Annotated in this window: 10 protein-coding genes; 4 read left to right on the forward strand and 6 right to left on the reverse strand. The window is 47.5% G+C overall.

The features are described from left to right. Positions 1-222: 222 nt before the first annotated feature. Both AAC022_RS10750 and AAC022_RS10755 read left to right on the forward strand, forming a co-directional pair. Positions 223-1323 (forward strand): peptidylprolyl isomerase, encoded by a 1101-nt coding sequence (locus AAC022_RS10750; protein WP_339730817.1) that lies wholly within the window; start codon positions 223-225, stop codon positions 1321-1323. A 251-nt stretch (positions 1324-1574) separates the two neighbouring features. After that, complete coding sequence (locus tag AAC022_RS10755) at positions 1575-2810, forward strand: aminotransferase class I/II-fold pyridoxal phosphate-dependent enzyme (RefSeq protein WP_339730819.1); 1236 nt, start codon at positions 1575-1577, stop codon at positions 2808-2810. Positions 2811-2847: 37 nt separating this feature from the next. On the opposite strand, the gene AAC022_RS10760 is transcribed toward AAC022_RS10755, so the two are convergent. Beyond that, positions 2848-4194 (reverse strand): right-handed parallel beta-helix repeat-containing protein, encoded by a 1347-nt coding sequence (locus tag AAC022_RS10760; protein ID WP_339730821.1) that lies wholly within the window; start codon positions 4192-4194, stop codon positions 2848-2850. Positions 4195-4378: 184 nt separating this feature from the next. After that, complete coding sequence (locus AAC022_RS10765) at positions 4379-5554, reverse strand: sialidase family protein (RefSeq protein ID WP_339730823.1); 1176 nt, start codon at positions 5552-5554, stop codon at positions 4379-4381. A 690-nt stretch (positions 5555-6244) separates the two neighbouring features. On the opposite strand from AAC022_RS10765, the gene AAC022_RS10770 reads away from it, so the two are divergent. Beyond that, the gene (locus AAC022_RS10770; protein WP_339730825.1) at positions 6245-7318 is read left to right on the forward strand and encodes a DUF1559 domain-containing protein; all 1074 of its coding nucleotides are present in this window, start codon (positions 6245-6247) and stop codon (positions 7316-7318) included. Between the two features lie 377 nt (positions 7319-7695). Here AAC022_RS10770 and AAC022_RS10775 read toward each other — a convergent pair whose 3' ends face one another. From AAC022_RS10775 to AAC022_RS10790, 4 genes are all read right to left on the reverse strand, one after another. After that, positions 7696-7866 carry a hypothetical protein gene (locus AAC022_RS10775; RefSeq protein WP_339730826.1) on the reverse strand — a complete coding sequence of 57 codons (171 nt, stop codon included), beginning with the start codon at positions 7864-7866 and terminating at the stop codon, positions 7696-7698. 170 nt (positions 7867-8036) lie between these two features. Then, positions 8037-9098 (reverse strand): DUF1559 domain-containing protein, encoded by a 1062-nt coding sequence (locus AAC022_RS10780; protein WP_339730829.1) that lies wholly within the window; start codon positions 9096-9098, stop codon positions 8037-8039. Positions 9099-9778: 680 nt separating this feature from the next. Continuing rightward, the gene (locus tag AAC022_RS10785) at positions 9779-10222 is read right to left on the reverse strand and encodes a carboxypeptidase regulatory-like domain-containing protein (protein WP_339730831.1); all 444 of its coding nucleotides are present in this window, start codon (positions 10220-10222) and stop codon (positions 9779-9781) included. Between the two features lie 138 nt (positions 10223-10360). Continuing rightward, a complete protein-coding gene (locus AAC022_RS10790; RefSeq protein ID WP_339730833.1) occupies positions 10361-11365 on the reverse strand; it encodes a DUF1559 domain-containing protein in 1005 nt (334 codons plus the stop codon). 576 nt (positions 11366-11941) lie between these two features. Between AAC022_RS10790 and hisF the strand changes: the two genes are divergently transcribed. Beyond that, entirely contained in the window at positions 11942-12736 is a 795-nt protein-coding gene (gene hisF / locus AAC022_RS10795; protein WP_339730835.1) for an imidazole glycerol phosphate synthase subunit HisF, read from the forward strand. The last annotated feature ends 193 nt before the right edge of the window (positions 12737-12929 follow it).

Here is a 12929-nt window from a genome sequence, read left to right on the forward strand (position 1 = left end):
ATGGTAGAGCTTGAGACAAGGAAGTTTCGTAAATCTTCTGACGACTAAGTATCAACGTGATTGGTGGCTCTGGAACTGCCTGATTCAGGACAGATCCGGAACCGCTTCCCGACGATCCAGGACCCAAAGGATTGTTGAATCCAGTTTAAATGCTGGTGGGGCTGATAACAGGCAATCACATGATCCCCTCGCGTCGGATACAAAACATGGAGATTTTAAGCAATGGGCGACCCAACCCCAAACCCGCATGCGACCAACGCCAAGACAAACTCGAAACGAAAAATACTCTTTTTCGCAGCCGGTACAGGGCTGGTTCTTTTCGCTGGCATTCTTTTCTTCCAGACCTTCAACGCCAAAGACGGTGCTGCCGGTGAAGAGAAACAAGCTGGTAAAGTACGCCTTTCCGGTTCACAACCAACGCTCCGTAGCCAGCCGGTTGCAAAAGTGGGCAGTGTCGTGATTACCGAAGATGAGCTGGCTCGTGAATGCGTGGCTCTGTATGGACCAGAAGTTCTGGAAAACGTTGTGAACCGCGCCATCATTCAGCAGGCTTGCCAGAAAGCTGGCGTAGCAGTCGAACAGGCTGAAGTTCACTCCGAAGTCGAAAAGATCGCAAAACGCTTCAATCTGGATACCAAAACTTGGTATGACATGTTGCAGGCAGAACGAAAAATGAATCCCAATCAGTATCGCCGCAATGTGATCTGGCCGATGCTGGCTTTACGAAAACTGGCCGGTCAACAAACCAATTTGACTAAGGATCAGGTCCAGAAAGCTTTTATTCGTGATTACGGCCCGCGTGTTAAAGCTCGGATGATCATGTTGGACAACCTGCATCGTGCTCAGAAAACCTGGGATGACGTCAAAAGAACTCCCGCTGAGTTTGAGCGAGTTGCACGCGACTACTCAATTGAGCCGAACAGTCGTGCTCTGGGTGGTGCCATTCAGCCGATTCCCCAATACTCTGATAATGAGAGCCTTTGGAAAGCCGCTTTCAAGCTGAAAGAAGGAGAGGTCTCCGGGATCATTCAGATTGGGCCCAGTCGCTATGCGATTCTACTCTGCGAAGGCCGCACAGAACCAGTCGTGACGGACCTCAGCCAAGTGCAAAATCAACTGGTCGAACAGTTGACAGAAGAACAAACACAGGAAGCGGTTGCTCGCGTGTTTGCAAAACTGAAAGAAGAAACCAGGGTGGACAATTATATCACGAACACCACAACCGGTGGGGTCTCCCAGACTTCGGGGACGAATTTCTCGAAAGGGCGAGTGAAACAAGCGATTCCTAACCCAACCCAGGGACTTAGCCCGTCTGGTAGATAGTCTTATTTCTCTGAAACAGAGAACCAGATAGTCAAAACGCGTGTCAGTCCTGGTTTACTGACACGCGTTTTTTCATGTCCTGATAAAATCTGCGAAAAATTCCTCGTATTCCGCAGGCGCATTTTTCGGGGCGATCGCGTAAAATAGTCTCTGTCGGGTGTGCTTCCCCTGCTCAATGTAAAGGCGGCGGAATCTGAGCTACCGACAGATAGTCGACAAATATTCCTAGTTATACAGGCAGTGTTTCAATTATGCGTGGCGAATCGGAAGTTCCCTCTTCAGACGATGGTTTCACCATCCCCGTTGCAGAGAGAGTAAAGCGTTTACCCCCATACCTTTTCGGAAAAATCAACAAGCTGAAATACGAGAAGCGTGTGGCGGGTGTTGATGTGATCGATCTGGGGATGGGTAACCCAACCGATCCACCCGATCCGTTGATTGTGGAGAAGATGACCGAGGCGGTCGCTGATCCCCGAAACCACCGTTATTCAGTGGCCAACGGAATTGCAAATCTGAGAAAAGAAGTGACGTCCCGTTATTGGAAAAAATATGGGGTGCGACTGGATCCCGATTCGGAAGTCGTTACCTGCATCGGTTCCAAAGAAGGTTTCAGCCATCTGTGTCTGGCACTGATGGGGCCCGGCGACACGGCCATTGTGCCTTCCCCCTCGTTTCCAGTCCACGTCTATGCGGTGATGCTGGCTGCAGGAAATGTGATTGAACTCGACGTCCGCGAGCCCGATCAATTTCTTTCCAATATCGCTTACACCTGCGAACATCTTTACCCGAAGCCGCGCGTCGTTGTGGTGAACTTCCCCCACAACCCCAGCGCCACGGTGATCGAGCAGGACTTTTATGTGGAACTGGTCCGCCTGGCGCGAAAATATTCATTCCTGGTGATCAGCGACTTTGCATACGCAGACATCTGTTTCGACGGTTACAAAGCCCCCAGTTTTTTAGCGACCCCTGGTGCCTCGGAAGTCGGTGTGGAATTCACGACGATGAGTAAGGGCTTTAGCATGGCCGGCTGGCGAATCGGCTTTTGCTCGGGCAACTCGGAAATGGTGCGAGCCCTCTCGACCATCAAAGGCTACTACGACTACGGTCTGTTTCAGCCAGTTCAAATTGCTGCGATCGTCGCCATGCGTCACTGTGAAGCCGCCGTCGATAGTATCGCCGCGGAATATCAGCAAAGACGCGATGTCTTCTGTAGCGGCCTGGAACGACTGGGTTGGGAAATCGAACGTCCCAAAGCCGGCATGTTTGTCTGGGCGAAGATTCCCGAACCCTGGGCTCAAATGGGATCAATTGATTTTGCAATGAAGTTACTTGATGAAGGGGGTGTCGCGGTCAGTCCCGGTCGTGGGTTCGGCGAAGATGGAGAAGGTTACCTGCGAATGGCCATCGTTGAAAATTCGCAACGCCTCAGACAGGCAGTCAAGCAAATCGGAAAATGCATGAAGTCAGAAGAAATCGCCGCGGAATAGCCAATGCGATCTGAAGCCTTGAGAGTTTCAGATCACATCAGCTGTTTTTGCGTTGATCGTCGATGGATTTTATGAATCCCTGAATTAGATTATCAGCCAGATTGACGGTTCCCGCATCTGGTCCAATGCGAATGCCCGTGCGCTGCATGGGCTTTCGCTGTTCGACAATGGTATTCTCGGTGATGATCAGGTCTGATGTTTTTCCGGTGATATCTATGGCGACTCCCTGTTCTGCACCGCTGTTGATGATTTGATTTTTCACCACCGTATTGCGGTTGGCCCAGAAGTTTTTCCCGCGGGCATCATCGCGAAACAAGATGCCTACTTTTCCACTATTGGAAATCACATTCTCGCGCATGACGTTATCGGTATCGTTATGGCCGATCGAAATACCGAAGTTGTTTCCCGTCATCTGATTCTTTTCCGCCAGCCCGTATTTGACTCCCCAGCACCAGAACAGGCCGATATGATTGTTTTCAAAGCGGCTGTTCACGATCTGAGGTCGTTGTGAACCAGAGCCCGGATGCACGCCGAGGTCGGCGTTGTCGTGACTGTGACAATTCTCGACTTTCACATCGTGGCAAATCTGGAAGCTGATTCCATCGCCGTTGTAATTGCGCGTGGTCACGTTGCGAATGGTGTAACGATTGCAGTCCTGCAGGAAGATGCAACCACCATAATTGCCATTCAGATTGGTATTATTTTTTCGGTTGCCGTCCAGCGTCAGATTTTCAATGACCACGTTTTTCGTATATTCGCTGGTCAGGAGTGGAAACAGAGACGACGCTGTCGGCTTGCCGGAAAGCCATAGATTTTTACGGAGTCCCTTATTCAATTTGAATCGGTTTCCTGAGCGTGCAACCAGCGTACGCTTCATCACATCCTGGCTTCCCGTACTCGGATTTTTGGTGATCAGTACGACGCCATCCCCCACCTGAAAACCGGCTGATTTCTCAAGCGTGATCTCCTGATCGTACCAGTCAGAATCTTCCGAGAGTGCGATGGTTTCAGAAGCACCTTTGGTAATGATGGTTTCGGGACCACTCCCCAGAAGACGAATTTGGGAAGGAAGATATAGAGCATGTCGCAGCGTGAACGTTCCCGGCAGAATCCGGACCGTGCCGCCTCCTTTGCCGGCGATATAATCGATGGCGGCCTGCAATGCTTTGTCGCTACTGCCGACAATGTCGCCTGTTTGAGTGCCAACCGAGATCGAGAGCCGCTCATCCCAGTCTGGTTCGAATCGCTGATCTCCGTCAGTAGCCCGCAGTTGTTTCACTTTCGGCGTCTGTCCTGAAGCAAACGCAGGGAGCACCAGTGATCCCAGACTACTGGCGAACGTGGTTCCTAAAAACTGTCGGCGGGATAGTGAAAACGGTCTCATATCAGGACTCCAGAATGATCGGACAGGGGAGTTATTTAACACTCTTTAAAATCAGTGTGTCTGATCGCGCACCGCAATTCAAGTCATTTTCTGAATGAGACCACTTGAGACCATTTTTTCGAGTACTATTGGATTAAATCCTGTTAATCAGGGACCTTTCTGTGATCGTCAGTTTGATGCCGGCTTACTTTTCATAGATCGCTGTGAGCGGAATCAGAGTGATTTGTGATTCTGCCAGGCCGTTATTTTTAGTCCGATCACCGGCACAATGCCCGAGCAGAACGCCGTCCTCTGTGAATTCGATGGCGGTGTAACAATACCAGCCATTCGGGTTGGTTTCGATATTCTGAATGTGTTCCCAGGTTTTGCCTTCATCTTTAGAGACAGCGATTGTTAACGGTGTTCGCTTGCCGCGCAGTTGTGGGCTGATGTCGCGATGATTGTTCCAGACCAACAGTAAATCACCTGTAGCAGGGATACGTTCAATCGAAGCGGGTGACACTGGTGAAATGATATTAGATGGTTTGAGTTTGGAAAATGACTTGCCGCCATTCTGTGAATACGCGACATACTGACTGCCGCCGTTGGTGCGACAGAATCCCATCAGCCTGCCATCTTTGAGTTCGACTACGCCGGGCTCCTGCATATAGGGTTGTTTGCTGCCCGGTTGTTTTTCGACGGTCACTTCTTCGCCGCGCTGCCAGGTCTTGCCGTTATCGTCTGAGTAGTAACATACAAATCGGGCATTGGGATTGAAGCGATCAGAACCTTTCAGATTTTGATGCAACGCCAGAGGAATCACAATGCGGCCGTTTTTTAATTGAATGACCCGATCGTTATTCAGAACATAATAGCCCCCCTGCTCTGCAGGAATAATTTCAACCGGCTCGCTCCAGTGTGCTCCTTCATCGTTGCTGAGACGCATCACGGGAAGTAAATCATGAATCGAATTTTTACGGGCGTAGAACAAAGCAATTTGACCGGACTGCAGCCGCAGTAGTGAGACTGACATGATATTCTGCTTGCCGTCATTCTCAATGATCGTCTGATCTTTTTGAGTCCATGTTTTTCCTCCATCAGACGAATAGCGGCCTGCCAGAAACGCAGAGGAGTGATCGGCGGCGCCGCCGGTGAAGTGCGTGTAAATGAAAAGAATGCGACCGTCCTTGAGCGTAATAAAGTCCCCTTCACTATTACGGGGATTATTACCATGTGGCGGCAATTGCAGGACGCGCTCTGTTTTGGCGGTGACCGGAACAAGGCTCTGGCCTTTTTCGCTGGCGAGGAGATCTCTTTGACTGCAAAGACCAATCAAAGCAGAAAAGAGCAATAACAACTTCCAGGTAATCAAACATTTCATCTCTCTCTCCTCGGGTGAATGATATGACAAAAATCGGAGCGCGCTCGAATCATTGCGCATCTGACTTGATAAGGTCTTTACTACCGGATCAGTTCGATTGAACCGGGACAATAGCCATATCACAAGTTGACTTATCATATTTTCCATTTTTTCCAATGAAAACAGATCATACCCAGATGGGATGCGTTCGGATTTGGATGCACGATAGACCTAAGAATGACATCCGCCACCAGAAACCAACACATAAAATTAATGAATCCACCTATATTTATTAGTAAATTCATTAATATGCATAACAATAACAACCAACAGTAGATACGCATTTCTAGTAGGTATTCAAGACTATAAAATTAATAAATGCACCAATTAAGTTATTGACAAATTCATATTCTGACTTTTAATGAAGTTTATTAATGCAACAAATCCATCAGGCTTTCGCCTCTAAACATTGTGAGTATTACCCTGTCAGTTCTGGCAGTTAATTTGTCGTATAAGTACAAATTTCGTCCTCTTATCAAAAGATTTCGTCGCTCTATAATAGTTAACTGAATTTTGTTTGCGCACAGTTTCTTTTTCTTTGTTTGCATCTCTAAATGCTGTGTGTATTTCCGTTTTCAATTCACTTGAGAGCCGGATGAGAGTTCGAAATGGTCATCATTTCTCTTATTTCTCTATATTCCGGAGGTGAAGATGAGACGGCTCACAACAAAACGGGGTTTTACCCTAATCGAACTCCTGGTGGTGATTGCGATCATAGCCATTCTAATTGCACTACTTTTACCAGCAGTGCAGCAAGCACGTGAAGCAGCCCGCAGAAGCACTTGCAAGAACAATCTGAAGCAGATCGGCCTGGCGTTACACAACTATCATGAGACTCACCGGACTTTTCCGTTCGGCGCCAATCAGATTGGGAGTGGAGACTTTCGCGATGTCTCTCCTGAACCGACCCTTGCTTTAAATCATACAGGTTGGTTGATGTTACTGCCTTTCATGGACCAAGCACCACTTTATAACCAGCTCAACTTAAACATCGCTACCAACGGCCATTACGCCGCCCCTTCGAGTACCGTTTCAAATTCAATTACAGGAGTCGTTGGCGGCTGGCCGAATGCGAATAGCCCTCTGGTACAGACGATCCTGCCTGTCCTGATTTGCCCGTCTGATGATGGTGATACACTTGAGAGTGACAGGACTGACGTAGCCAATTATATTGCCAATCATGCTAGAACGAATTATCTGTTTTGTGCTGGTGGACATGGAAATGGATGGTCGGGAGGACGACTCTGGTCAATCTATCAAACCAGTTCCAGTAACCTTGCAGATGGACGCACAGGCATTCGCTATCGCGGAATGTTTGGTTTTAACGGTGCTGCGAAGATCAAAGATATCAAGGACGGAACCAGCGTGACTATCGCTGTCTGTGAAGGCGCCATCAATGGCCGTACACATGATGCGTATACTCCAATTTGGGGCGGGTACCGCCGCTATGGTACTTTTGCAGTCAACCACCCCAACATCGATGCCAACCACATCAATAATGCACGGTATCACATCAATGGTGCCTACCACGTACCTGGAATGACCAGTTCCGGAACCACTGCCGACAGACGACATCATGTGGGCGTTGCATCCAGTGTCCATGAAGGGGGCATTCATACTTTGATGGGAGATGGCTCCGTACGGTTCCTCAGCGAAAACATGGATAAGAATACTTACGCTTTGCTGACGCGGATCAACGATGGTGAAGTCTTAGGCGAGTATTAATCGATCCTGGTCCCAACACTGGGAATTCCTGTATTACTATTTGACCTCAGTTTGGTTAAGCCATCATTTGTTGATCACGTTAAGGAGAGAATTGTGAAACCGTTTCACAAACTATTGCCATTTTTCTTAAGCCTTGTATTCCTATTTTCAATCACTGCTTGCACCGGGAGTTCGAAAGGCCCTTCAGATGATAGTGAAACCCCCATCGAAGTGGGAGATGAGGAAACCCTGGCTCTTCCGCCAAATGGTTGAGAGAAGCGTTTTTCTCGCTTCTACCATTTGTTAATTGCTCTTACTCTTTGCCGACTGCTCCTTATTATGAGCAGTCGGCTTTGTTCATTTTTAAGAGCCCTGTTTTTCAGGAAACCATAGCCCAGCTACTTCTTATTCTGATCCACGGCTGCTGTGCCTTCTTCCGCGTTCAAACCAGGATCGGGTTGAGTCGATTCAGCGTTATTGGAATTTCCACAAGCTGATACAATCAGGCAAAGAAACAGAAAACAGGCACCCACTACCTTGCGTATCCATTTGTTTGTAAGTTGACTCATCATTCCTTCCTTTCGGACTAAAAGCGTTTCAATTGCATTGCACTAAAAACAACATCGCTCTGGATTGCATGTTATTCAGAAAACCTGCACTCCCCGGCTTCGAAGAGTGCAGGCAGAAACCATTCTGGGCTGCTCGCTGAGTCGGTTTGGCTCAAAGAACAGCAGTTCGTTTAAAACTCGCCGACCGTTAACCCATCGTTTCGATGGTGCAACCGCTGATAAACGCCAAAATGATTTGCCAGATAGGCTTTATCATTCCACCCGCCACCGGGTACACCTGTCGCACAGGCATTCGCGTCATTGCTCCATTCACAGCCACAGCCTTGAACAGCACACGTCGAAGCACTTCTTGTTGAAACGACATGCTGAATATTTTCCGAGATAAATCGGACAGCGCCATCTGCCATCAGAAACTGAGCCCCCCCCGTATGCGGACTACCAAACCGCCAGTTTTGAGAAGTCATTCCTGGCTTGAGTTCGTTGGTAATCGGATATAAACCGGCTGCCATGAACCAGTCCCAACAGCAGGCAGTATCATTTCCGGGGCTGGATGTGGTATAGGTACTGTGTTGCAGTCCCAGCCAGGAACCACCGGTCCAGACCTGGTACGATCTTTCACCGACGGCAATCGTATTTGAAGTTCCGTCCTTAAAGCTGGCGATTTTGGAGGGACGTGCGGGATCCATTGTAAAAAATCCACCTGACACAATCGCGGTAGTACTATCTGCGTTCTGAAATCCTCCCGCACTCCCCGCATAACTTGTACTGGGAATGGAACTCATATAATTGGGAGTAGTTGCACCGTGGACATTTCGCGTTGGAGCGCGATCGGTATCACTGGGACACAAGACACCGGGAATGCCACTCAATCCCTGAATGATTGTTTTATTTGTTCCCTCAAAAATGCCGATGTTAAAATTAAGCTGGTTATAGAGCGGTGCTTGATCCATATATGGTAAAATCATGGCCCCCCAGCTTGCAGCGTTTCCTGTTTCATTTGTGCCATTCCAACCACGAATTTGTGCTGGCGGAAACGAACCGTAGGTTTCATGATAATTGTGCAATGCCAGACCCAGTTGCTTTAAATTATTTTTGCACTGAGTTCGACGTGCGGCTTCCCGTGCCTGTTGCACTGCAGGCAATAGTAAAGCAATTAAAATGGCGATAATCGCAATCACTACTAACAACTCAATCAGCGTAAATCCGCGCCTCTGTAAAGGATTTAATTTCACGTTCCTGCTCCTTAGAAAAAAGAATAAGAAATGACAGTCGCAACTAAGCAGCTCGCGATAGAAATGAGCTGCTATATTCCATCGATAAAAAGAGCTCTTGAACGAACTCATTGATAGATGATTGAAGTGGGATCCAATTTGAGAGTATTTGTGCCTGCTGCTTAGGAATTAAGCCGGATTAATACATTCGTGCATTAATATACAAACGATTAATGGGCAGTTTACAGAGGTCTCCTTTACGATGTCAACAGTCCATACTGGAAATCATGAAATTGGTCATACGGACACCGAAACCTAGGTATTTTCCCCTATTCTTAGCATAAGGGGAGGCTGGCCCGATCTGAAATTGCCAGGTCATCACCATTGGTTGTAGAAGTGAAGGACCGAACAGCATTTAAAATGAGTTCGGGCGTCTTCGGAAATATCTTCAACAGCGCCATAGCAAAGACGTGAGCGGCGATTTCAACTTTTGCTCAGAGGCAGAATGCGAGGAACTGCCGAGCAAGTGTCGCCTGCGTCACCAAGATTTTATGCAACAAGGGCAGATCTCAAGAGAGACCTGCCCTTGTTAGAGACCAGGGACTAGTGCAATTCGTACTTTTAATGACTGACTTCAGTAATTAAAACCATTTCTCAATGCAGACGGTCAGGCATGGGGGTTCTTTGAATGAAATGCGAAACTACTTTGATTTCAATTCAAACTTGAATGGTTCATTTGTTTTTCCCACAGTCGCTGTCACTGGAGACTGACTCAGATCGTTATAAATTTCCGGGAGTTGATTCACAGCGCCGACATCAGCCGCCATTTGATCATTTCCAATGGGGCTCCCATCGGGTTTCACCAGACGAGTAAACAATACACGATAGGTTCCTTCTGAAACACCTTCGCGTTGGTCACGATCTTTAAGTGTAAAGTTTCCAGACTCATCCGTGGCACCAAATCCACCATTGCCTTTCGTCGCTTTCTCTGGAAAAAAAGTGACTGAAACAGCAGGTAAGGCCTTTCCATCCACTAATACCATACCACTCACGGGATAGACCTCTAGTGTATTTTCGACAGCAGCACCACCGCAACCCACCAAACAAAAAAGCAAACAGCTTAAGAGGGATCGATTATAACGCATTGAATTAATATCCTGTCCTACCAGATAAATCAAAAAATGAATGCAGACTTGAAGATCGGAAAAATAGAAACGGGCCACGGGTGCAGCCAGATCACCCGTGGTCCTCGCGGTACCTCAACAACGCCCCTCAATCAGAGTTTAGAATTCTCCAATTGGATTTCCATCTGAAATGTAGGCTAGGTTATTGCGAGTCGTTGCATCAATATTTTCGCTAATGAATCTGACCGCACCATCGCCCATTAAGACATGAGCGCCACCTGTGTGTAAGCTACCGACTGTAGACCAGTCACCGAGTCTTCCCGGACCTGTAGCACGTTGAAATGGCGGTGAATCCCAGGAACAACAAGGCCACCAGTTAATGCCACGTGAGTAGGTTAAATCAACACCATTTCCTACCCATTTGGAATAACCCCAGGTTTGCGAAACTCCATTATAGGTCCAACGCAGAGTTTCGCCGATCGCAACGGTATTGCTCATCCCGTCTTTGACATCCCTGATCCTACTGCAGGAATCGAATCCAAACATTCGGCGGCTCGACCGTGAATCTCGATCCCAAATGGGGGCACTGCTGGAAGCACGTCTGACACTAAAATCATAGTTTGTATAAGCTCCCGTTTGTGTGGAGGTTCCACTTGCTACAGAATAGTTTGCGTCAGAGGTACTGGTGTAATGTGTTTGATTGTCATCAGAAGGACACATGAATGCCGGAATGATTCGAGTGACTACCAAATCATTGGCATTTCCTGGATCCCCTGGATTCAAACCACCGGGAACGGTCTTACCATTTAATCGAGCCGTACTGGCAGCCAGGCTGAAATTAAACTGATTGTATAAAGGGGCCTGATCAATATAAGGCAATACTAACAACCATCCTTTATGATTAAGGGCTGTTGTATGATTGGCCGAATCCCCAGTGATACTGGAACTGTGGGATATTGCATACGGGAAAGCAGAATGGGCATCATGGTAGTTGTGTAAAGCCAGTCCAATTTGCTTCAGATTGTTTTTACAGGTTGAACGTCTTGCTGCTTCACGTGCCTGTTGAACAGCCGGTAATAAGAGCGCAATCAAAATCGCGATAATGGCGATAACAACCAGGAGTTCAATTAATGTGAAGCCGCGTCTTTTTTCGTGTCGTTGCATCTTCCACCTCCGGAAAATATTTGAAAGAAATGAAATAAAATCACTATGACGTGTTTTGGCTCAAACAAAAGAAAACGAGCTTTTGAAACGATCTTAAAACAAATAGTGTGAAACACAGTTCTAAGAATCTAACTCAAAGACACAGTCTAAATTCGTTAGTGCCACCCACGAAGAATTTGCGGGATTCGAAATAATCACAAACAATTTAATATCTAGACTTACTAAGTAATTCAGCAAAAGACGGGATGCAAAACTATGTGTTGAAATAATCAACAACTCTAATTATGCATGTGATAATTCTTATTTGTCAACAAGATTATTAATGAATATACTTAGTTTTTAAATTAAAACACGCGTACAAATAGGTACAATAACCCACTGGCACACAGGGCCACTCATGTAGCATTCAGAATCTTCGGACTTCATAATTAGTAAGTCACTCAGCCCTGAGGACATTCCCTATTCAGCACACCTTGGTTTAATCTGGTCATGCTGGGAGCTATAATCCCATCAGCTCTGTGTTTCCGATTTAAGTGAGCTCAACAACTCTTAATATCCACTCTGAGGTTTTGATAAATGCTGGCAAAACGAATCATTCCCTGCCTTGATGTCCATGAGGGCCGCGTTGTCAAAGGGGTTAACTTTGTCAATCTGCAGGACGCCGGTGACCCCGTCGAAGTCGCTGCGCGGTATGAGGAACAAGGCGCTGATGAACTGGTTTTTCTGGATATTACTGCCAGCCACGAAGAACGCGAGATCATCCTGGATATTGTCCGGCGGACATCCGAAGTGATCTTCATGCCTCTCACTGTTGGCGGCGGGATTCGAACGCTGGAAGACATTCGCGCTTTGTTGAATGCCGGCTGTGATAAAGTTTCGATCAACTCTTCCGCGGTCAAAGATCCAGATTTGATCAAGGAAGCCGCTTTACGTTTCGGCAGTCAATGTATCGTCGTGAATATCGATCCGAAGCGGGTTCAAAAAGACGGAAAAGAATTCTGGGAAGTGCACGTCAATGGCGGACGTGTTCCCACCGGCCTGCAGGCCATCGAATGGGCTCAAAAAGTAGAAGACCTGGGCGCAGGGGAAATTGTTTTGACTTGCATGGACGCGGATGGCACCAAAGATGGTTACGACCTGCCGATGACGAAAGCTGTCGCCGAGGCCGTTACGATTCCGGTCGTGGCCAGCGGAGGCGCCGGCTGCCCCGAACACTTGTATGATGTGCTCACTGAAGGCAAAGCCAGCGCCGCATTAGCCGCCAGTATTTTTCATTATGGCACCCATCCTGTCGATGAAACAAAACAGTATTTAGCAGAACGTGGCATTCCCATTCGATTCAAAAGTTCGGTTTCCCTGACTCCGAAATAACAGGCTCACACAACCGGATTGAATGCCCAAAGAGTGACAAATTTACCCCTGTCGTGTCAAAAGGGCCTTGCATGTTCTTCCAGAGTAATCAAAATAGTAATAGCGGTCGAATTTAGACCAGTTGAACCAGCGAGGCCATCCATGTGGATCCTGCTTCCTGAATCCAGTCAGTATTTCATTTCTACTCTGCTAC

It is taken from the genome of uncultured Gimesia sp. (assembly GCF_963976445.1).
Taxonomy (GTDB): Bacteria; Planctomycetota; Planctomycetia; order Planctomycetales; family Planctomycetaceae; genus Gimesia.